Source organism: Teichococcus aerophilus (genome assembly GCF_014490485.1).
GTDB classification, from domain to species: Bacteria; Pseudomonadota; Alphaproteobacteria; order Acetobacterales; family Acetobacteraceae; genus Pseudoroseomonas; species Pseudoroseomonas aerophila.
In genome coordinates this window covers 1-20,401 of record NZ_JACTVA010000067.1, presented here as the reverse complement: position 1 = coordinate 20,401, position 20,401 = coordinate 1, and the positions used below count along the sequence as shown (strand labels likewise).

Genomic DNA, 20,401 nt, shown 5'->3' with positions numbered 1-20,401 from the left:
CCCCCGCCGCTGCCGGCCGACCAGCAGGCCGCCGCCCACCACGCCATCCCCGCCCCCGACCCCGCCTTGCTGGAGGATAGCCCGGCGGGCCCGCTGCCACGCATCGCCGCCGATGGCCGCCAGCCCCGCCAGGCCTATGCAAGGCCCTTCGACCGTGCCGATACCCGCCCGCGCATCGGCCTGGTGGTGCGCGAGGCGCCGGAAGCCGCGCTGCGCCGCCTGCCGCCCACCGTGGCCCTGGCCTACGCGGCCCCGCCGCCGCCCCTGCTGGCGCAAGCCCGGGCGCGCGGCATGGAAACCCTGCTCGCCCTGCCCGCTAACCTCGATGCTGCGGCGTTGGATTCCAGCCTCGGCCGCTTCGCCGGCTATGTCGGCGTCCTCGCCGGCCGCCATGCCGAAGCGGTGCAGGATGCGCTGCGCGCGCGCGGCCTGCTGTACCTGGACCCCGGCCCCGGCGACGGCGCCCCCTTCCAGGCCTGGGGCCGCACCGCCGACCTGACGCTGGAGGACGCCCCCACCCGCGGCGAGGTGGACCGCCAACTGGCCTTGCTGGAGCAGCGGGCGCGCGATACGGGCTCCGCCCTCGGCATCCTGCCGCCCTCGCCCAGTGGCTTCTGGCTGGACCGGGTGGCCGGCTGGGCCGCGACCCTGCCGGAACGCGGGCTGGTGCTGGCGCCCGTCACCGCGATGATCCGCCGCCCCGCCAGCGCCCAAAGGTAATGCCCGCCGATGACCGACCTGCCCTACCGCCGCAACGTGGGCGCCGCCCTGTTCAACCGCAACGGCCGCGTGCTGATCGCCCGCCGCGCCGATCTCGGCCCCGATGTCGCCACGGCCTGGCAGTTGCCGCAGGGCGGGCTGGATGAGGGCGAGGACGCCCGCACCGCCGTGCTGCGCGAGCTGGCCGAGGAAATCGGCACCGACAAGGCCGAGATCGTCGGCGAAGTGGCCGACTGGCTGCACTACGACCTGCCACCGGAACTGATCGGCAAAGCCCTGCGCGGCCAATATCGCGGCCAGACGCAGAAATGGTTCGCCCTGCGCTTCACCGGCCAGGACAGCGACATCCGCCTGGACCAGGACCCGCACCCGGAATTCGACGCATGGCGCTGGGCGGAACTGGCGGAGCTGCCGCAGATCGCGGTGGCCTTCAGGCAGCCGATCTACGCGCGGCTGGTGGAGGAGTTCGCCACCTTCGCACGCCGGGGGTGACGCTGGTGCGGCTTGCGCTGGCGGCTGAGATAGAGAGAAGGCTGGGAATGAATCCCCCGGGGCCCTTCCTTTTTTCTACTAATTTAGCGTCGCGCCTTCGGGACGGAGCGGACGCTGCTGGATGTTTTTATGAATGAGCCACGCAGGCTGAATCATCGGTCGCCGGAGGTCCAGGACCTCCGGCGCAACCAGCAGTCTTTGAAGCGCATCACTTCAACAGTCCCCGCCCCAAAATTCGAAAAAGTAAAAGAAGGGGCCCGGGGAATTCCTTCCCCGGCCTTCCTTCCCGTACCCGGTTACTTCGCGCTGCGCGCCAGGCGGCGGAGCGCTGTCGTTGCCGCGCGGCTGCCCTCGCCGACATAGGCCTCGTGGTAGTCCTCGATTTTCGCGGGGTCGTAGAGGTAGTTGACCATGAAGCCGAGTGCTTCCTTCTGGCCCTTCTCCGACGTATCGCCACGCCAGTTAATGCGCTCGACACGCGCGCCGTTGGAGAGGTGGAAGTGGCCGACCGGGTCGCGCGCCCGGCGGCCGCCGCGGCCGGTTTCCAGCACCAGGTAGCGGGCGCACAGCCGGGTCAGCACCGGCTCCGCCTTGCCGATCCAGGGCAGCGCCAGTGGCAGGCGCGCGGCCAGCAGCTGGTTCAGCGCGCCGGTGCCATCCGGCACCTTGGCGGCCTCGGCCAGAAGGCGGCCTTCCTCCTCCGTCAGCAGGTCCGGCGTCGCCTTCACCTCTTCTAGCCAACGGCGGAAGCCGGGGATGGGGGAGAGGGTGGAATAGGCCTTCAGGTTGCGCAGTTCTTCCGACAGCAGCGCGACGACGCGCTTGATCAGCGAATTCCCAAAGGAGATGCCATCCAGCCCGCGCTGGCAGTTGTTGATGGAATAGAAGATGGCGGTGTCCGCCTTGCGCGGGTCCAGCACCGGCGCCTTCTCGTCCAGCAGCTTCTGGACGGAGCCGGAAAGGCCTTCGACCAGCGCGACCTCGACGAAGATCAGCGGCTCCTCCGGCATGCGGGGGTGGAAGAAGGCGTAGCAGCGGCGGTCCGAATCCAGGCGATTCTTCAGGTCGCGCCAGGTGCGGATGCGGTGCACTGCCTCATAGCCCACCAGCTTCTCCAGCAGCGCGGCGGGGCTCTGCCAGTCGATGCGGCGCAGCTCCAGGAAGCCGAGGTCGAACCAGCTGGCTAGCAGGCCGCGCAGGTCGGTTTCCATGGCGCGCATCATCGGGTCCTTGCCCATCAGGCGCAGCAGGTCCGCCCGCATGTCGACCAGGAACTTCATGCCGTCCGGGATGCTGGTGAACTGCGTCAGCAGCTTCACCCGTGGCGGCTCCAGCGCCAGGCGTAGGGCGGCCTTGGCGGCACCGCGCTCGGCGATGTCCTGCGCGGCGGTGACCTGCGCCATCGCCTTCTCCACCGCGGCGATGTCCGAATCGAAACTGGCCAGCGCTTGCAGGAAGGCCAGCCGTTCCGTCTCCGGCGCCGTCTGGTAGGATTGGGCGAGACCGGCGGCGCGGTTACGGGCGGAAATCTCGCCGCCCCGCGCTTCCAGGCACGCCCGCATGCGGCCTTCCCAGGACGCGTCGGCCGCCGGGCCCGTCACCGTGGAGGCCATGTCACGCCAGAGCAGCGTGACCCGCTTCATGGCCCGGTCGAAGAAACCGGATTCGGGCAGGACAGCGACGTCGGACATGCGGAAACCCCTCTTGGTGCCTGGGGGGCGGTCCGCCCAGGCTGAAACCTGGAGAAATATATGGTGAGGATGATGCCTCACGCCCAGCCGGCTGGAAAGCATTCTTGCCGGCCTCTCTCTCCGGTGATGGGAACATCGCAGAGGAAGGTTGGTTTATGGTGACCGCGCCGCCGTTTCCGCCAGGCTCCAGGCTGGGCGGATGTGATCCAGCAGGTCCTCTGCCACCAGCGCCGCGCTGGTGCTGGCCGCACCCGCCACGTCCGCCAGCGCCAGCCGGCCGGCGGCGGCATGCAACCAGACGGCGGCACAGGCGGCCTCGAACGGCGGCAGGTGCTGCGCCAGCAGGCCGCCACACAGCCCGGCCAGCACGTCGCCACTGCCAGCCGTCGCCAAAGCGGCCGGCGCGTCGGCATTGATGGCGGCCCGGCCATCGGGCGCGGCAATGACGCTGTCCGATCCCTTCAGCACCACCACGGCACCCGTGGCCGCCGCCGCCCGCCGCGCATCCTCCAGCCGGTCGTCACCCGGCTGGCCGAAGACCTTGGCGAATTCCCCGGCATGCGGGGTCAGGATGGCGGCGCCGCGCAACTGCTCCGGCTGTCCCGCAGCGGCGGTCAGCGCACCGCCATCGGCGACCACCTGGCGGCCGGCCTCTACCACCCGCCGCAGCAGCGCCACCGTCTCCGGCCGCGCCGGCAAGCCCGGGCCGATGATCCAGGCATTGCGGCGTGTATCTTCCAGCAGGTCCTCGGGCGGCGGCGGGGAGACCAGCAGGCCCGGCTCGCCCTGGCGGAACAGCGTCGCGGTCGCTGCGTCCTCCGCCGCCAGGGTCACCAGCCCGGCGCCGGCCCGGCAGGCGGCCATGGCGGCCAGCCGTGCCGCCCCCGGCATGGCGGCGCCGCCCGGCACCGTCACATGCCCATGGCTGAACTTGTGGTCCGCCGCGCCGCGCACCGGCAGGCGCCACAGGCCCGGCGCATTGCGGAAGGCCCGTGGCCCGATGCCACCCAGCACCGATGCCGGCAGGCCGATATCGGCCAGCACCACCTCGCCGCACAGGTCACGCCCCGGCAGCAGCAGGTGGCCCGGCTTCATCCGGAAGAACGTCACGGTCAACGCCGCCTGGGGCGCGAAGCCGCGCACCGCCCCAGTGGCGCCGTCGATGCCGGACGGCACATCCACCGCCACCAGCGGCACCCGCACCGCGCGCAGTAGCGCCGCCACCCCCTCCTCCAGCGGCCGGTCGAGCCCCGCGCCGAACAGCGCATCGATCACCAGCCCAGCCCGGTCGAGTTCCGCCCTTTCAAACGGCACCACCGGTCCGCGCCACCGAGCTGCCGCCCACGCCGCATCGCTGCCCGGCCGCGGCGGCGCCGATGCCGCGACTGCCACCGGCCAGCCCGCACGCTCCAGCCATCGCGCGGCCACATAGCCATCGCCACCATTATGGCCAGGGCCAGCCAGCACCAGCACCCGGCACGGCCGGAACCGCCGCCGCACCGCCCGCGCCACCGCCGCCCCGGCCGCCTCCATCAATACCGGGCCGGATATGCCGACCTCCCCGGCCATGCAGTCCGCCCTGGCCATCTCTCGCGGCGTTAGCAGTTCCAGGGGGTTTTCGGGATGGCGCATGGGGCGAGACTTCTCCATCAAGGCAGGCATCGGAAGGTGCGGAGATCCCCTCCTCGGGTCTAACGCCGAGATGTCCCCAACGTCTTTTGCATTTTGGGCGTAAGGGCCGGCGGGGCGTCTGTTCGGAGAAAAGCAGGAAGGCCGGGGGAAGGAATTCCCCCGGACCCCATCTTTTCTTTCTTCGAGTTTTCCGGGCACGGCTGCTGATGGGTCGGGCCTGCTAGACGGCTGGGCGCGCCGGAGGTCCTGGACCTCCGGCGACTGAGGGTTCAGCTCGCGTGGCCCACTGATAAAATCATCAAGCAGCGTCCGCTTTCAGTCCGGCAGCACCACGCCAAACTCGCAGAAAAAAGAAGGGGCCCGGGGAATTCTTTCCCCGGCCTTCTCCCCCTGAGTCAGCAAGCACCCGAGGTGCCATCACGCCGGGCGCCCTGCCCAAGGCTTGGGCAGCGGCATGCCGTACTATCGCGGCGTGTTCGTTGTTTCACCCCATGCACCATGTGGCGTGGCATTTGCTTGATCGGGCCCAGGCCACCCTGTTGGGGCCGGGAGCAGGATGGGCATGGCAGCGATGGAACGGCCGTTCGTCGAGATCGACGGCGTCTCGATGCGGTATGGCGGCACCGAGGGCACGCTGGCGTTGAAGGATGCCAGCCTGAATGTCGGCCGGGGCGAGTTCGTGGCGGTGGTCGGGCCCTCCGGCTGCGGCAAGTCCACGCTGATGCGGCTGGTGACCGGGTTGTGGCCGTGTTCCGCCGGCAGCGTCATCGTCGCGGGGCGGGAGGTGGACAAGCCGCTGTCGATGGCCGGCATGGCCTTCCAGAACCCGACCTTGCTGCCGTGGCGGACCATCCTGGACAACGTGATGCTGCCGCTGGAGGTGGTGGAGCCGCACCGCCGCCAGTTGCGCGCCCAGCGGGCGATGTACGAGGACAAGGCGCGCAAGCTGCTGGCCATGGTCGGCCTGGCCGGGTTCGAGAAGAAGTTCGCCTATGAGCTGTCCGGCGGCATGCAGCAGCGTGCCAGCCTGTGCCGCGCGCTGATCCATGACCCACAATTGCTGATGCTGGATGAGCCGTTCGGCGCGCTGGACATCTTCACGCGGGAGGATTTGTGGGAGCAGCTGCAGCAGGTCTGCGTCACGCTGAAGCCCACCGTCATCCTGGTGACGCACGACCTGAAGGAAGCGGTGTTCCTGGCGGACCGGGTGCTGGTCATGTCCTCCCGCCCCGGGCGCATCCTGGCGGAGCGGCGCGTGCCCTTCCCCCGCCCACGCAGGCTGGAGGACACCTACACGCCCGAGTTCCAGGCCCTGGTGCATGAGTTGCGGGACCACATCAGTGCCGCCCGCAAGGGCGAGGAGATCCCCGATGCCGCGTGACGTCATGCCCGCGCCCGCCGCCACGCCGCGCAAGGGCGAGGCGAATGCCCGCCGCGTGGAGGCGATGATCGCCGCCGCACGCCGCCGCCGCCGGCTGCAGACGCTGCTGCCCTGGCTGATCCTGCTGGGCACCTGCCTGGTGTGGGAGGCGGTGGTGATGGCGATGGAGATACCGGCCTTCGTGCTGCCCGCGCCCAGCGCCATCGGCGCCAGCATGGTGAGGTGGTGGTGGCCGTTGCTGGACAATGCCTGGCAGACCCTGCTGACCACGCTGGTGGGCTTCGCGCTGGCCATCGTGTTCGGCCTGGTGCTGGGGGTGGCGATCGGCAGTTCCGCGTTGCTGTATCACGGGCTCTACCCGCTTCTGATCGGCTTCAACTCGGTGCCCAAGGTGGCGGTGGTGCCGATTCTGGTCATCTGGTTCGGCATCGGTGCCGTGCCGGCGATCATCACCGCCTTCCTGATCAGCTTCTTCCCGATCGTGGTGAACGTCGCCACCGGCATCGCCACGGTGGAGCCGGAGCTGCGAGACGTGCTGCGGGCGCTCGGTGCCCGGCCGGTCGACATCATCCGCAAGGTGGGGCTGCCGCGGGCGATGCCGTATTTCTTCGCCTCGCTGAAGATCGCCATCACCGTCGCCTTCGTCGGCTCCATCATGTCGGAGACGGTGGCGGCCAATTCCGGCATCGGGCACCTGATGATGGTGGCGTCCAGCCGCTTCGACGTGCCGCTGGTCTTCGCCGGGCTGGTGGTGACGGGGGTGATGGGCGTGCTGATGTACGCCCTGGCGGTGATGGTGGAACAACGCACCACCGGTTGGGCGATGCGCGGGCAGGCCGAGCAGCAGGTCAGCCCGATGGGCGGGGCGTGAGCTTAACGATAATAGGTAGTTTGTTTACGTTCTATTAACTATTCTTCCTCTTAATGAGATGGCGGGATGCTCCCGTGGCTCTCGTTAAGGAAGATGAGACTTGGCCTTGTCCTTCACCGCGTCGACCCTCCTTGCGGGCGACGATCTCACGCGGCCCTACTACACCTGGAACAAGGGTAGCCTGCAGCCGGCGCTGGTGACCTTCAGCTTCGCCTCGGCGGGGGGCGGCTTCAACTACGTGGGCGAAGCGACGGGCTCCAGCATCCCGTTCAACGCCAGCCAGCAGCAGGCGGCCCGTCAGGCGCTGGATGCCTGGGGCTCGGTCTCAGGCATCCACTTCGTCGAGGTGCCGGACGTCTATGCCGGCACCGGCATCGACCTGCGCTTCCGCATGGCGTGGATGAAGAGCGGCGATACGCTGGGCGAGGCGACGTACCCGACCTACGGAGACGTCACCCTCAATAACAGGACGTATGGCGGGAACAGCCTGCTGCCCGGCAGCGAAGGCTACTGGGTGCTGCTGCACGAGATCGGCCACGCGCTCGGCCTGAAGCACCCCTTCGACGGCTCCCCCAACCTGAGCGCCGCCGAGGACAATACCAATACCACCGTGATGGCCTATCTACCGTGGGGCCGGACGCCGCCTTCCAGCCTGCGCGGCGCGGATATCGAGGCGATCCAGTTCCTCTACGGCAGCCAGCAGGCGGAGGAGGCCTTCCATATCCAGTGGAGTTGGGACGCCACCCGCCAGGGCATCCGCCACCAGGGCAACGACAGCAGCCAGACCATCAACGGCACCGAGTTGCGGGACATCATCGTCGGCGCCGGCGGCAACGACGTGCTGAACGGCTATGGCGGGGACGACGTCATCTCGGCCGGCTGGGGCACCAACACGGTCGTTGGCGGGCTGGGGCACGACACCTTGCTGACCGGCCTGTTCCGGCTGGAGGCTGGGCTCTCCGTCTCCAGCACCGGCCGGGAATTCAGCAATGGCACATCCTACGGCAGCTTCGCCGGGCGGCTGACCGGCGGCGGGGAAGACACGACCTTCTCGCAGATCCAGGCCATCGAGTTCGCCGATGGCCGGCTGGTCTATGACGATACCGACCCGGTCGCGCAGGTCGTCCGCCTTTACCAGGCTGCACTGGGCCGCCAGCCGGATGCGGCGGGGAGAGAGTATGGGACAGCGGCGCTGAAGGCAGGCCACTCCCTGGCTTCCCTGACCGCGAACTTCCTGGACAGCCCGGAGTTCCTGGCCCGTTTCGGCCGGCCGGACGATACCGGCTTCATCCATGGAGCCTATCAACAGTCGCTGGGCCGGCAGGCCGACGCGGATGGCCTGGCCTTCTGGCAGGCCAAGCTCGCCGGCGGCGTCACCCGCGCCGAAATGCTGACCGGCTTCAGCGAGAGCGCAGAGAACCGCAACCTCACCGCCCCGCTCCTCGCCAACGGATTGTGGGACGCAGATGACCAGACGGCGGAAGCCGCCCGCCTCTACCAGGCCGTGCTCGGCCGGCTGCCGGAGCAGGCCGGACTACGCTTCTGGATCGACTATCTCGACACCGGCGCTTCGCTGAGCTCCGCCGCCGCCCGCTTCGCCGAGAGCCCCGAGTTCCAGGCCCGCTTCGCCGCCAGCGACGATGCCAGCCTGATCCGCGTGGTCTATGCCAACACGCTGGGCCGTGCGCCCGAGGAAGCCGGCTTCGCCTTCTGGATGGGGAAGCTCGCCGACGGCATCTCGCGCGGCGACATGATTGTCGGCTTCAGCGAGAGTCCGGAATTTATCCAGCACCATCTCGGTATGCTGGAGACGGGCATCACCTTCACCTGACACCGATCGACGGCCTTTCTCTGCGTCAAGAGAAAGGTCATCCGGCCTGGCAAAGATTCGATTACCGTTACGATTAAAGCACAATTTACGGCGACATGAAGCTCGGGTAATCGCGAGGTGCGGAACGGTGAGTGGCACCGGTGCCGGCTCCAAGGATCTCCCTCGTTGGCTCTCTCCTCGACGGCGCAGTCACTGCTGCGCGAAGACTATCGCACCTGGAACAACGGCAGCCATCAGCCGACGGTCCTGACCTACAGCTTCGCCACTGAAGGTAGCGGCTTTATGGCTGGTGGCAGCGAAACCGTGCCCTTTTCCCCCGGGCACCAAGCCACTTTCCGCATGGCGTTGAGCGCCTGGGAAAACGTCTCCGGCCTGCATTTTGTAGAGATGCCGGATGTTGTCGGTGGTGAAGGTGTGGATGTTCGAGTCCGCCTCGGCTCCCCCAGCTGGGGTTCCTACAGCGTCGCCTCGCCTCAAAGCGGCGGCGACATCACCCTCCACAAGACATATGGCAAGATTTCCGTCGCACCAGGCACGGAAGGCTATGCCGCGATGCTGCTGACCATCGGCTATGCCCTTGGGTTTAATAGCGTCAGCGAGAGCCTGTTCCGTGAAACAGTGATGTCGGCCTACAGCGCCAGCAACCCCAAGGCGACCGGCCTGGGCAGCGCCGACGTGGAAGCGGTCCGCTACGTGTACGGCACCCAGGAGGCCGAGGACGCGCTACATATCCGTTGGAGCTGGGATTCCGCTCTCAACGGCTTGCGCCATGATGGCGACAACAGCAACCAAACCATGACCGGCGGCGACCGCCGCGATGTGATGTTTGCTTGGGGCGGCGATGACACCCTTACGGGCAGCGATGGCAACGACCTGCTGGCTGCCGGCAAGGGCACCAACACCGTCACCGGCGGCGACGGCTACGACACGCTGCTGACGGAACTGTTCCACTCCGAGGCCAGCATCACCGGCAAGTACTCCAACTGGGAAGGTGCGTGGAACGGGCCAGGTCACAGCAGCTTCAGAGGCACGCTGACAGGTCCTGGCGAAACCACGACCTTCAACGGCATCGAAACCTTCGAATTCGTCGACGGCCGGCTGGTCCATGACGGGAACGACCCTGTTGCGCAGGTGATGCGGCTGTACCAGGCCGCGCTGGGCCGCCAGCCCGATGCGGCAGGGCGGGAGGATGCGACGACGGCGCTGGTGGCGGGCCATTCCCTGGCTTCCCTGGCCGCGAACTTCCTGGATAGCCCCGAGTTCCTGGCCCGCTTCGGCCGGCCGGACGATACCGGCTTCATTCATCGGGCTTACCAGCAGGCGCTCGGCCGGGAAGCAGATGCGGATGGCCTTGCCTTCTGGCAGGCCAAGCTGGCCGGTGGCGTCAGCCGTGCCGAGATGCTCGCCGGCTTCAGCGAAAGCCCGGAGAATCGCGACCTGACCTCTAGCAAGCTCTGGGCAGGCCTGTGGGACGCGGATGACCAGGCGGTGGAAGCTGCACGGCTCTACCAGGCCGTGCTCGGCCGGCTGCCGGAGCAGACCGGGCTGCGATTCTGGATCGACTATCTGGACACCGGCGCTTCGCTGAGCTCGGCCGCCGCCCGCTTCGCCGAAAGCCCCGAGTTCCAGGCCCGCTTCGCCGCCAGCGACGATGCCAGCCTGATCCGCGTGGTCTACGCCAACACGCTGGGCCGCGCACCGGAAGAGGCCGGCTTCAACTTCTGGATGGAGAAGCTGGGCCAAGGCATCTCCCGCGGCGACATGATTGTCGGCTTCAGCGAGAGTCCGGAATTCATCCAGCACCATCTGGGCATGCTGGAGACCGGCATCACCTTCACCTGACGGCCATCGCCTAAGACCGATCGGCGGCGCCCTTGCATCCCGGCCCGGGCGCCGCCAACCTCCGCGCCAAGAATCGAGCGAAGGAAGGACGCGGCATGATTGGCGTGGATTGGGGCACCAGCAGCTTCAGGGCCTGGCGCCTGGGCGCGGATGGCGGAATTTTGGATCGCGTCTCCGCCCCGCGCGGCATCCTGACCGTCGAGGCCGGCACCTTCGAAGCCGTGTTGCGGGAACTGGTCGGCCCCTGGCTGCAGGCCGGGGAGGACACCATCCTGGTCTGCGGCATGGCCGGCAGCCGCCAGGGCTGGAAGGAAGCCGCCTACCTGCCCTGCCCCGCCGACGCCGCCGGCCTGGCCCGCGCACTGACGCCGGTGGATTTCGCCGGTGCACGCTGCTTCCTCATCCCCGGCCTCTCCGCCCGCGACGAGCAGGGCGTGCCCGAGGTGATGCGGGGGGAGGAGACCAAGATCCTCGGCCTGCTGGACCGGCTGCCGCCGGGCCGCAACGTCATCCTCAGCCCCGGCAGCCATAGCAAATGGGCCATCGTGCAGGACGGCACCGTGCTGTCCTTCCTCAGCCAGTTCACCGGGGAGGCCTTCGCGGTGCTCTCCACCCACACCATCCTGGCCCGCACGCTGGACAAGTCGGCGCCGATGGACTGGGCCGCCTACGACGAAGGCCTGGTCCGCGCCCGGCAGCCCGGCGGCCTGCTGCACCACCTGTTCGGCATGCGTGCGCGCGGCCTGTTCGGCGAGCTGGCGGACGCCTCCGCCGCCTCCTACCTCTCCGGTATCCTGCTGGGGCACGAGGTGGCGGCGACGCTGCCGGAAGGCACCAGCCACGTCTTCCTGGTCGGCGATGGCGGCATGATGGCCCGCTACGCCCGCGCCCTGGCGCATGCCGGCGTCACCACCACCGAAGTGCCGGAAGAGGCCGCGGCCACCGGCCTATGGCATATCGGCCAGAGCCTTGGCCTGGAGACCACCCGATGAGCAATGCCCTGCGCCCCTGGCTGGACCGCTGCCCGCTGGTCGCCATCCTGCGCGGCCTGAAGCCCGAGGAAGCCATCGCCATGGGCGAGGCGATCGTCGGCAACGGCATTCCCGTGCTGGAAGTCCCGCTGAACAGCCCCCAGCCGCTGGAGAGTATCCGCCTGCTGGCCGGGCATTTCGGCGAGAACGCCCTGGTCGGCGCCGGCACGGTGATCGACCCCGCCGACGTCGCCCGCATCGCCGCCGTCGGCGGCCGGCTGATCGTCACGCCGCATGCGGACCCGGCGGTGACCCGCGCGGCCAAGGAACACGGCCTGCTGGCGGTGCCTGGCTTCTTCACCCCCACCGAGGCCTTCTCCCTCCTCGCCGCCGGGGCGGACGGGCTGAAGCTGTTCCCGGCCGAGGCGGCTTCCCCCGGCGTGTTGAAGGCGATGCTGGCGGTGCTGCCGAAGGGCACGCCCATCCTGCCCGTCGGCGGCATCGGCGCCACCAACATGGAGCCCTGGAAGGCCGCCGGCGCCGCCGGATTCGGCATCGCCTCCGCCCTCTTCAAGCCGGGCGACGCGCCGGCCGATGTGGCGGAGCGTGCCAAGGCCTTGCGCGCCGCCTGCGGCTGAAACGCCACGCCGCGGGAAAACCGCACACCGGTGCCGCCGGCCCACGAGGCGCCCATGGCGAAAACGTTTCGCCTTAGCTAGGAAGACCCGCCCGGCATCGGCCGGCGCTGCCCGCCGCCCCGGCCCGGTGGCGGGCGACCCTGCCAGGCGCGAGTGGAACGGACATGTTTATCCAGGTCGGCGATGCGCTGCTGCATTGTGTCGTGGAGGGGCCGGCCAACGCGCCGCCGCTGCTGCTGCTGCACTCCATCGGCACCTGCCACAGCATCTGGTCTCCCCAGGTCTCCGCCCTTGGCCAGCGCTTTCGCCTCATCCGCCCCGACCTGCGCGGCCACGGGTTGAGCGAGATCACCCCCGGTGACTACGCCATGGCCGGCCTAGCGCGGGACGCCCTAGCGCTTCTCGATGCGCTGGGCATCCGGCAGGCGCATGTGGCCGGCGTCTCGCTCGGCGGCCGCATCGCCCAACAGATCGCCGCCGATGCGCCGGACCGCGTGCTCTCCCTCCTGCTGGTCGACACGGCGCTGGACTTTCCGGACAAGCCGACCTGGAACACCCGCATGGCAGCCGTGGCGCACGACGGCACCATCGCCCTGGCCGACGCCGTGATGCCGCGCTGGACGGTGGACCCCACCCTGCCCTCCTCCCTCGGCCTGCGCCGCATGCTGCTGCGGACCGACCGCACCGGCTATAACGGCGCCGCCGCCGCGTTGCGCGACGCAACGCCGCAGGATGTGGCCGGGCGAATCCACGCCCCCTGCACCATCCTGGTGGGCGAGCGCGACGTCGTGGTCCCGCCCGCCACCACCCAGGCCCTGCACGCCGCCATTCCGGCCGCCATGCTCGGCACCATCGCCGGCGGCGGCCACATCCCGAACTACGAAGCCGCCGAGGCACTGACCGAGGCCATGCTGGACCACTTTGCCCGGCTGGGGCTGGGGTAAAGGCGCGAGCTTGATCGGGCTTGGAGGAAGGCCGGGGAAAGAATTCCCCGGACCCCTTCTTTTTTTTGCGAGTTTGGCGAAGCGCTGCAGAACGAGAGGGAACGCTGCTTGATGATTTTATCAATGAGCCACGCGCGCTGAACCCTCAGTCGCCGGAGGTCCAGGACCTCCGGCGCACCCAACCGTGTTCCAGACCAAACCCCTCAACAGGCCACGCCCGAAAACTCGAAAAAAGAAAAGAAGGGGTCCGGGGAATTCCTTCCCCGGCCTTCTTCCCACGGCAGCACCCACAAACGCAAAACAGGGGCCCCTCCCGGGACCCCTGCCTACTCAGTCAAAAGCGTAATGTTACGCGACGGACTCAGGCGGCGCGCAGGGCCCGCGGCAGGTCGGCCACGGCCTTGTCGATCAGCGCCGCGTCGGCCTGGGCGTCCAGGCGCTCGGCGATCACGGTGCGGGCGGCGGCGGCGGCGATGTCGGCGGCGGTGTTGCGGACTTCAGCCACGGCGCTGGCTTCGGCGGCGTGGATGCGGTCCATCGCCATCCGCTCGCGGCGCTTGGCGGAGGCTTCGGCCTCGGCAGCGGCGGCGGCGGAAAGGCGCTCGGCCTCGACCTTGGCGCGGGCCAGGGTCTGCTCGGCTTCCACCAGCGCGGCGGCGCGGTCGGCTTCGGCCTGGCGCAGCATGGCTTCGGCTTCGGTGCGCAGGCGGGCGGCCTCATCCAGGTCGGCGCGGATCTTGGCGCCGCGGGCGTCGAGCGCCGTGGTCGCCTTGGCCCACACCGTCTTCGCCGCCAGGGCGACGAAGATGACGAAGGAGACGGCGACCCAGAAGGTCGGGTTCAGGTAGAAATGGTCGTAGTGGTGCATCTCGCCCTCCCTTACGCGCGGCCGCGGGTGGCCAGCTCACGCTGGACGGCGGCTTCGATGGCGGCCGGCTCGTTCAGGCCGGACAGGCGCTTGACCAGCGCATCGGCCGTGTCGGTCGCCACTTCGCGCAGCGCGCCCATGGCGGCGTCGCGGGCGGTGGTGATGCGGGCTTCGGCGGCGGCGATCTGCTCGTTCAGCTTCGCGTTCAGCACGGCGGCCTTGGCGGTGGCATCGGCCTGCGCGGCTGCCTGCGCGGCGGCGATGGCCTGCTGCGCGTCGGCGCGGGACTTGGCGGTCGCCTGGCGATGGGCGTCCATCGCGGCGTCGGCCTCGGCCTTGCTGGCGCGGGCGGCTTCCAGGTCACCCTGGATGCGGTTGCGGCGATCTTCCAGCACGCTGTCGAAGCGCGGCAGGACGATCTTGGCGAGCACGTAATACAGGATGCCGAAGATGATCAGCAGCCAGACCACCTGGGCCAGCATCAGCGGATTGCTGAAATCCAGCTGCGGCATGCCACCCGAGGCTTCGGCGGCTGCGGTGGAGCGGGCCTCCAGGGCGCCGTCGGTGATCGGCTGCGCAAAGGCGCCGACATTGACCAGCAAGGCGGCCATCATCCCGGCGAGGGTAACCGGCTTCATCATCTGCATCCCTGTTATTCTACGGCCTGAAGGCATCGGGCGCGGTGTCGCCACCGCGCCCGACAGGATCAGGTGAACAGGATCAGGAAGGCGATCAGCAGGGCGAACAGCGCGACCGCTTCCGTCAGGGCGAAGCCCAGGATGCCGATGGGGAACACGACGTCGCGCGAGGCCGGGTTACGGGCAACGGACGCGATCAGCGTGGAGAAGATGTTGCCGAGCGCGAGGCCGACGCCGAACAGAGCCAGCACGGCGATGCCGGCGCCGATCGCCTTGGCGGCAAGAACGATTTCCATCAGAGATATCCCTTCGTTTGACCTGATGTCAGAGTCCGCGAGACGCGAACCTGTAGAAACGTGGCCCCCTTGTGGGGACTGGCCCCGTTAGTGCAGGTGGACCGCGTCGTGCAGGTAGATGCTGGTCAGGATGGCGAACACGTAGGCCTGCAGAAATGCGACCAGCAGTTCGAACCCGATCAGAAGCACATTCACGCCGAGGGGCAGGACGGCCACGACAGGACCGATGGCACCCAGGCCGCCGAGGAGTACCACGAAAGTCGCGAAGACCTTCAGCAGCACGTGGCCGGCGACCATGTTGGCGAACAGACGGACGGAGAGGCTGATCGGGCGCGAGAGGTAGGACACCACCTCGACCGGCACGATGATCGGCGCCAGCCAGAGCGGCGCACCTTCCGGGAAGAAATAGCCGAAGAACTTCTTACCATGCAGCGCCAGGGCGACGATGGTCGTCACCAGGAACACGATCGCGGCCAGCGCGAAGGTGACGGCGATGTGGCTGGTATAGGTGAAGGCGAAGGGCAGCAGGCCGATCACGTTGCCGAACAGCACGAACATGAACAGCGTGAAGACGAACGGGAAGTACCGCTTGCCCTCATGGCCCACCTGGCCTGTTACCAGGTTCTCCAGGAACTCGTAGAACATTTCCGCCAGCGACTGCAGGCGGCCCGGCACCACGGCGCGCGGGGCGATGCCCATGGCCATCACGGCCACGATCACCACGGCGGCGGCCAGCATGTGGGCGTTGGATTGGGTGAAGTTCACCGCCGCGCCGATGGGCCCGAAGGCGTGGGTCAGCTCGAACTGGCTCAGCGCGTCGATCGTCTTGCCTTCGGCGGCCACGGTGGCTCTCCCGTAATCTTGGTCTGCGGGCGCTAGCGGGCGCTGTTGCGGGGGTTGATCAGTCGGTAGACGTTCAGCACCCCGGCGGCGCCACCTACCACGAAGAACACCAGGAACAGCCAGGGAAAACTGCCAAGCCACCAGTCGAGCAACCAGCCCAGACCGGCACCAGCAATCAGGGCCGAGACAACCTCGGTCCCCGCGCGCAACCCGATCCGCCACCCGCCGCCCGGAAGGGCGCCACTGGCTGTCGTTTCTGGCTTCTGTTCCAGTCCCTGCTTCTGCCGGGCCTGTTGGAGACGCCGCTCGAAATCGTTTTGCTCGCTCACCCTTGCTCCTGCGGTATCCCCGCTGGCAGGCAGGGCGGCTCGTAAGGGCGGGTTAAATTCATGTCAAGTCCGCGTGGCAGGCTTGCATGGCTTTGCGGTCATCCACAGGGGCGGTCCGTGGCCCGGAAGCAGGCGCCCCGGCACCCACCCGGCGGGCCGCGCCCGGTTCAGGCGACCTTGCCGGCCGCCTGCCTCCCGGCATCGAACAGCGCCTCCAGTTCCTCCGGTGGCATGGGCCGGCCGAGCAGGAAGCCCTGCACCGAATCGCAGCCAAGGCGGCGCAGCGCTTCCAACTGCTCCGGCAGTTCCACGCCCTCCGCCACCACCTGGGCGCCCAGCCCGTGCGCCAGCCGGACGATGGCATCTACGACGCGGACGCCGCTGCCATAGCCGGGCCGCAGGTCCCGCACGAAGGCGCGGTCTACCTTCACCACGTCGAACGGCAGGTGCTGCAGGTAGCTGAGCGAGGAATAGCCGGTGCCGAAATCGTCCAGCGCCACCCGCACCCCCAGAGCCCGCAGCGCCGCCAGGGCTTCCCGCGCCGCATCGGCATTGCGGATGAACACGCCTTCCGTCACCTCCACCTCCAGCAGCCGGGCCGGCACGCCGGCGGCGACCAGCGCCTCCTGCACCAGCACCAGCGCCTGGTCCCCGGCGAAATGCTGGGCGGAGAGGTTGACCGCCACCGGCACCTCCAGCCCCTGCGCCATCCAGGCGCGGATCTGCCCGCAGGCCAGCCGCAGCACCAGGCGGGAGAGGTCAGCCGCCAGCCCGGCTTCCTCGGTGATCGGCACGAACACAGCCGGCGAGATCATGCCGCGGCGCGGGTGCCGCCAGCGCAGCAGCGCCTCGCACCCCACCGGGTCGGCGCGGCCCAGGTCGAATTTCGGCTGGTAGACCAGGAACAGCTCCTCGCTCCCCCGCAGCGCGACGCGGAGGTCGGCCTCCAGCTCCCGCCGCTCGGTCAGCGCCGCCGCCATCTCGGGCGAGAAGCGCACGGCGCGGCCCCGGCCTTCGGACTTGGCACGGTACAGGGCGATGTCGCCACATTGCTGCAGCTCCTGCGCCGAGCGGCCGTGCAGCGGCGCCATGACGCTGCCGATGCTGGCGCCGGTATGCACGGTGCAGCCGTCGATGACGAAGGGCAGGCCGAGCACGCGCACCAGCCGGTTGGCCAGCCGCGCCACTTCCTCCTCCTCCCCCACATCGGTCTGCAGGATGGCGAACTCGTCGCCGCCCAGCCGGGCCAGGGTGTCGCCGCGCCGCAGGCAGGCGCGCATACGCTCGGCCGCCGCCAGCAGCAGGCTGTCCCCCGCCTGGTGGCCCAGGCTGTCATTCACGTCCTTGAAGCGGTCCAGGTCGATGCAATGCAGCGCGAAGCTGCGACGGCCAAGGCCGCATTCCTCCTGCCGCCGCGCGCTGGAAAGCGCGTGGCGCAGCCGGTTGGCGAACAGTACCCGGTTGGGCAGGTCGGTCAGTGCGTCATGCTCGGCCAGGTGGCGCACCCGCTGCTCGGCCGCCTTGCGGTCGCTGATATCCAGCGCGACATGCACCACCTGCCCGGCGCCGCCGGAATCGTCGGCCACCGGGGCGGCGGTGGCCAGCAGGGTCCGCACCTCGCCATTGGCGCCGGTGGCCTCGAACTCCATGAAGGGCGCCGGCATCTGGCGGCCCAGCGCCAGTTCCAGCGCGGCATCCATCGGCACGCCTAGCGCCTCCGGCGTACAGCCGATCACCAGCCGGTCCTCCCGCAGACCGTGGAAGCGGGCATAGGCCTCGTTGAAGAACAGGTAGCGGCCCTGGCGGTCATAGGCACTGACCATGGTGGGCAGGCTGTCGATCAGCACGCGCAGCGTCCGTTCGGCCTGGCGCTGCAGGCGGGCGGCGGCTTCGGCATTCACCAGCATGCGGTGCGCGCGGCGCGATTCCAGCCGCAGCAACAGCAGCAGCAGCCCCACCGAGGCCAGCAGCCCGGCCATGCAGCCCATCAGCGTCCAATGCAGGCTGCGCAGGCCGCCCATGGCATCGGCGGCGGCTGACTGGCGCTCCAGATGCAGTTGCTGCGCGGCCTGCCGCAGCAGCGACTCCAGCCGTTCCAACGCGGCGTCGATCTGCGCGTCGATCTCTTGGTCGCCGTCGATCAGCCGCGCCAGCCAGCCTTCCACCGGCGCCAGCAATGCGTGGATGTCCGGCATGCGGTCTTGCAGGCGGCCCATCTCGGCATACTCAGTGGCGCCGCTGCCGCTGCTGAACAGGTTCAGCCGGCTCAGCAGGATCTCGTATTGCAGCTTCACCGCGGCATCGCCGGCGTCGGGGTCGCCCAGCATGTGCCGGTGCAGCACCGACATCATGCGCGACAGCTCCACCTGCGCCTGGGCGGCCATCCACAGCCCGCTGCGCTGGATGCGCGCTTCCAGCCGGTACTGCTCGCTGATGCGCGCCAGGGACACGCCGAGGGAGAGCACGAACAGCATGGCGGCGATGACCAGCCCGCCCTGGAAGGCACGGCGGCGGCCGCCATGCGCGACGATCCATTGCAGCGCCGCCCCCCCGCTCCACCAGGGAGCCGGAGGCGGGGCTGCGCTCCCGGTCCATTCCGACATGGCGCTATCCGATCTCGATGCGGCGTAGCTGCCAGATGGACCGCTCGTACACCTGCGGGCTGGCGAGGTCCGGCCGCTGGGACCAGGGGAAGACCAGCCAGAGCGGCCCACGGTCCCGCACCCGCACCCGCACCCGCATGGGCGTACCGTCCAGCCGTGTGGCCAGCAGGGCGCCGTTCGCCGCCGCATCCTCGGGCAGCAATTCGGTGCCGTAGCGGTTCAGCGCTTCCGCCCGCAGGCGCGCGGGGGCATCGGCGCCGGCCGCCCGCAGCAGGCGGGCCAGCGTGACGCCGGAGAAGGACTGCACCTCGTGCGTCCAGGGCGTGACGGTGGCCAGATGCTCCAGGCCCAGCGCTTCCAGCGCCGCCAGCGAGAAATCCTGGCGGCCATGCCGCACCTGGCCCTGCAATGTCAGGATCGTGTCGGATGCGGCGGCGGCGGTGGGACGGGCGGCGCCGGGGAAGGACAAGGTGGTCAACATGCAAAGCAATGGGCGGCGGCGCATCCAGGCGGACTCCTGAGGCAGACCGCCCGAGACAGGTGCGGTCCTCCCCAACCTGCGTGCCACCCGTGAAGACGCGGTTAACGCGGCAGCCTCACTCCCGGCCGCCGCCTGGCCCGGAGCCCGGCTTCGCGCGCGACACGGCTGCGCCCAGGCGGTTCGCCGGCCCGCGCAACGGGCTTACGCCGCAGGGTCCGACCGTTCGCCGAAGCTGGTGGCGCCCCCCCCTTTCGGCCGCACCCAGCGCGCCCGCCCGCTACTGCCAAAGCGTTGAGATAAGCCGCAGAGCCTGGCTGTAACGGGCCGACGCGGCAGGCCGGCGCGCAGCCTTGCGCCACACCTTCGGCCCGCCCAGACCACGCCGGGCACGCTGAGAGCACGATGGCGTGGCGTGGAATCGCCAAAAAACTGAATCACGTGTCCAAACAAAGACCTAGGGTATGCTGCGCGAATGAATGGGCACGCAGAATGCTCTAGTGGCCGCCTTCAACCATCTCCACCGCCGCGCCCAGATCGACCGAGAGCAGCCGGCTGACCCCCCGCTCCTGCATCGTCACGCCATAAAGGCGGTGCATCCGCGCCATGGTCAGCGGATGGTGGGTAACGACGAGGAAGCGGGTGCCGGACTCGGTGGCCATGATCTCCAGCAGCAGGCACAGCCGCTCCACATTCGCGTCGTCCAGCGGCGCATCCACCTCATCCAGCACGCAGACGGGGGCGGGCTGGCAGCGGAACACGGCGAAGATGAGCGAGAGCGCGGTCAGCGCCTGCTCGCCGCCCGAGAGCAGCGACAGGGCAGACAATTTCTTACCCGGCGGCTCCGCATAAATCTCCAGCCCGGCTTCCAACGGGTCCTCGCTGCCCACCAGGGCCAGGTGTGCCCTTCCGCCGCCGAACAGGCGGGTGAACAGGGCGCGGAACTCGGCATCCACCCGGTCGAACACCGCGCGCAGGCGGTCCCGCCCCTCGCGGTTCAGGTGGCCGACGGAGCCGCGCAGCTTGGCGATGGCGTGGCCGATCTCGTCCCGCTCGCGGTCGATGCCGCCGATGCGTTCCTCGATCTCCTGCATCTCCTGCTCAGCGCGCAGGTTCACCGGGCCCATCTCCTCGCGCTCCCGCGCCAGGCGGTCGGCCTTGCGGCGGGCGCGCTCCTCGGCGGCCTCGGAAAGGTCCTCGGGCGGCGGCGGCAACTCGGCGGCCTCGCCCAGGCGCTCCGCCATGCGGGCGGCCAGCGCCTCGGCGGCGGCCTCGGCCTGGCGGACGGCGGCTTCGGCCCGCAACTGCGCCTCGCGGGCACTGGCGAAGGTGG

Annotated in this window: 18 protein-coding genes and 1 pseudogene; 9 read left to right on the top strand and 10 right to left on the bottom strand. The window is 69.3% G+C overall.

Going from position 1 to position 20,401, the window contains the following annotated elements:
• On the top strand, positions 1-720 hold a 720-nt coding region (locus IBL26_RS22950), incomplete at its 5' end, for a divergent polysaccharide deacetylase family protein (RefSeq protein WP_187786842.1).
• Between the two features lie 9 nt (positions 721-729).
• Entirely contained in the window at positions 730-1,212 is a 483-nt protein-coding gene (locus IBL26_RS22945) for an RNA pyrophosphohydrolase (RefSeq protein WP_187786841.1), read from the top strand.
• Between the two features lie 296 nt (positions 1,213-1,508).
• Here the strand turns inward: IBL26_RS22945 and IBL26_RS22940 are convergent, their stop codons facing one another.
• Both IBL26_RS22940 and IBL26_RS22935 read right to left on the bottom strand, forming a co-directional pair.
• Positions 1,509-2,903 carry a malonyl-CoA decarboxylase gene (locus IBL26_RS22940; protein ID WP_187786840.1) on the bottom strand — a complete coding sequence of 465 codons (1,395 nt, stop codon included), beginning with the start codon at positions 2,901-2,903 and terminating at the stop codon, positions 1,509-1,511.
• A 153-nt stretch (positions 2,904-3,056) separates the two neighbouring features.
• Positions 3,057-4,535 (bottom strand): NAD(P)H-hydrate dehydratase, encoded by a 1,479-nt coding sequence (locus IBL26_RS22935; protein ID WP_187786839.1) that lies wholly within the window; start codon positions 4,533-4,535, stop codon positions 3,057-3,059.
• A 562-nt stretch (positions 4,536-5,097) separates the two neighbouring features.
• Here IBL26_RS22935 and IBL26_RS22930 point away from each other — a divergent pair.
• From IBL26_RS22930 to IBL26_RS22900, 7 genes are all read left to right on the top strand, one after another.
• Positions 5,098-5,916 carry an ABC transporter ATP-binding protein gene (locus IBL26_RS22930; protein ID WP_187786838.1) on the top strand — a complete coding sequence of 273 codons (819 nt, stop codon included), beginning with the start codon at positions 5,098-5,100 and terminating at the stop codon, positions 5,914-5,916.
• Positions 5,906-6,787, top strand: a complete 882-nt coding sequence (locus IBL26_RS22925) for an ABC transporter permease (protein WP_187786837.1) — start codon at positions 5,906-5,908, stop codon at positions 6,785-6,787. Before IBL26_RS22930 ends, IBL26_RS22925 begins: the two co-directional genes overlap by 11 nt.
• Before the next feature lie 106 nt (positions 6,788-6,893).
• On the top strand, positions 6,894-8,618 hold the full coding sequence (locus IBL26_RS22920) for a DUF4214 domain-containing protein (protein ID WP_187786836.1): 1,725 nt from the start codon (positions 6,894-6,896) through the stop codon (positions 8,616-8,618).
• A 165-nt stretch (positions 8,619-8,783) separates the two neighbouring features.
• A complete protein-coding gene (locus IBL26_RS22915) occupies positions 8,784-10,460 on the top strand; it encodes a DUF4214 domain-containing protein (RefSeq protein WP_187786835.1) in 1,677 nt (558 codons plus the stop codon).
• A 95-nt stretch (positions 10,461-10,555) separates the two neighbouring features.
• Positions 10,556-11,452 (top strand): 2-dehydro-3-deoxygalactonokinase, encoded by an 897-nt coding sequence (locus IBL26_RS22910; RefSeq protein ID WP_187786834.1) that lies wholly within the window; start codon positions 10,556-10,558, stop codon positions 11,450-11,452.
• Positions 11,449-12,069, top strand: coding sequence for a 2-dehydro-3-deoxy-6-phosphogalactonate aldolase (locus IBL26_RS22905; RefSeq protein ID WP_187786833.1), 621 nt, complete (start codon positions 11,449-11,451; stop codon positions 12,067-12,069). The genes IBL26_RS22910 and IBL26_RS22905 overlap by 4 nt, the downstream gene beginning before the upstream one ends.
• A 164-nt stretch (positions 12,070-12,233) precedes the next feature.
• Positions 12,234-13,013, top strand: a complete 780-nt coding sequence (locus IBL26_RS22900; protein WP_187786832.1) for an alpha/beta fold hydrolase — start codon at positions 12,234-12,236, stop codon at positions 13,011-13,013.
• A gap of 361 nt (positions 13,014-13,374) precedes the next feature.
• Here the strand turns inward: IBL26_RS22900 and IBL26_RS22895 are convergent, their stop codons facing one another.
• The 8 genes and pseudogenes from IBL26_RS22895 to IBL26_RS22860 form a co-directional block, all read right to left on the bottom strand.
• Positions 13,375-13,881, bottom strand: a complete 507-nt coding sequence (locus IBL26_RS22895; RefSeq protein WP_187786831.1) for a F0F1 ATP synthase subunit B family protein — start codon at positions 13,879-13,881, stop codon at positions 13,375-13,377.
• An 11-nt stretch (positions 13,882-13,892) separates the two neighbouring features.
• On the bottom strand, positions 13,893-14,528 hold the full coding sequence (locus tag IBL26_RS22890) for a F0F1 ATP synthase subunit B family protein (RefSeq protein ID WP_187786830.1): 636 nt from the start codon (positions 14,526-14,528) through the stop codon (positions 13,893-13,895).
• Between the two features lie 59 nt (positions 14,529-14,587).
• Complete coding sequence (locus tag IBL26_RS22885) at positions 14,588-14,815, bottom strand: ATP synthase subunit C family protein (RefSeq protein ID WP_187786829.1); 228 nt, start codon at positions 14,813-14,815, stop codon at positions 14,588-14,590.
• A gap of 87 nt (positions 14,816-14,902) precedes the next feature.
• Entirely contained in the window at positions 14,903-15,658 is a 756-nt protein-coding gene (locus tag IBL26_RS22880) for a F0F1 ATP synthase subunit A (protein WP_187786828.1), read from the bottom strand.
• A gap of 32 nt (positions 15,659-15,690) precedes the next feature.
• Positions 15,691-15,987 (bottom strand): AtpZ/AtpI family protein, encoded by a 297-nt coding sequence (locus IBL26_RS22875; RefSeq protein ID WP_187786827.1) that lies wholly within the window; start codon positions 15,985-15,987, stop codon positions 15,691-15,693.
• A gap of 167 nt (positions 15,988-16,154) precedes the next feature.
• Positions 16,155-18,590 carry a putative bifunctional diguanylate cyclase/phosphodiesterase gene (locus tag IBL26_RS22870; protein WP_187786826.1) on the bottom strand — a complete coding sequence of 812 codons (2,436 nt, stop codon included), beginning with the start codon at positions 18,588-18,590 and terminating at the stop codon, positions 16,155-16,157.
• Positions 18,591-18,594: 4 nt separating this feature from the next.
• Positions 18,595-19,095 carry an oxidoreductase gene (locus IBL26_RS22865; protein WP_187786825.1) on the bottom strand — a complete coding sequence of 167 codons (501 nt, stop codon included), beginning with the start codon at positions 19,093-19,095 and terminating at the stop codon, positions 18,595-18,597.
• A gap of 470 nt (positions 19,096-19,565) precedes the next feature.
• Positions 19,566-20,401: pseudogene (locus tag IBL26_RS22860) on the bottom strand (chromosome segregation protein SMC); the annotation flags it as partial.

Bases quoted from the DNA above. Each gene is read 5' to 3' on its own strand.
- IBL26_RS22945 (WP_187786841.1), top strand. From the start codon at position 730: ATGACCGACCTGCCCTACCGCCGCAACGTGGGCGCCGCCCTGTTCAAC.
- IBL26_RS22940 (WP_187786840.1), bottom strand. From the start codon at position 2,903: ATGTCCGACGTCGCTGTCCTGCCCGAATCCGGTTTCTTCGACCGGGCC.
- IBL26_RS22935 (WP_187786839.1), bottom strand. From the start codon at position 4,535: ATGCGCCATCCCGAAAACCCCCTGGAACTGCTAACGCCGCGAGAGATG.
- IBL26_RS22930 (WP_187786838.1), top strand. From the start codon at position 5,098: ATGGCAGCGATGGAACGGCCGTTCGTCGAGATCGACGGCGTCTCGATG.
- IBL26_RS22925 (WP_187786837.1), top strand. From the start codon at position 5,906: ATGCCGCGTGACGTCATGCCCGCGCCCGCCGCCACGCCGCGCAAGGGC.
- IBL26_RS22910 (WP_187786834.1), top strand. From the start codon at position 10,556: ATGATTGGCGTGGATTGGGGCACCAGCAGCTTCAGGGCCTGGCGCCTG.
- IBL26_RS22905 (WP_187786833.1), top strand. From the start codon at position 11,449: ATGAGCAATGCCCTGCGCCCCTGGCTGGACCGCTGCCCGCTGGTCGCC.
- IBL26_RS22900 (WP_187786832.1), top strand. From the start codon at position 12,234: ATGTTTATCCAGGTCGGCGATGCGCTGCTGCATTGTGTCGTGGAGGGG.
- IBL26_RS22895 (WP_187786831.1), bottom strand. From the start codon at position 13,881: ATGCACCACTACGACCATTTCTACCTGAACCCGACCTTCTGGGTCGCC.
- IBL26_RS22890 (WP_187786830.1), bottom strand. From the start codon at position 14,528: ATGCAGATGATGAAGCCGGTTACCCTCGCCGGGATGATGGCCGCCTTG.
- IBL26_RS22885 (WP_187786829.1), bottom strand. From the start codon at position 14,815: ATGGAAATCGTTCTTGCCGCCAAGGCGATCGGCGCCGGCATCGCCGTG.
- IBL26_RS22870 (WP_187786826.1), bottom strand. From the start codon at position 18,590: ATGTCGGAATGGACCGGGAGCGCAGCCCCGCCTCCGGCTCCCTGGTGG.
- IBL26_RS22865 (WP_187786825.1), bottom strand. From the start codon at position 19,095: ATGCGCCGCCGCCCATTGCTTTGCATGTTGACCACCTTGTCCTTCCCC.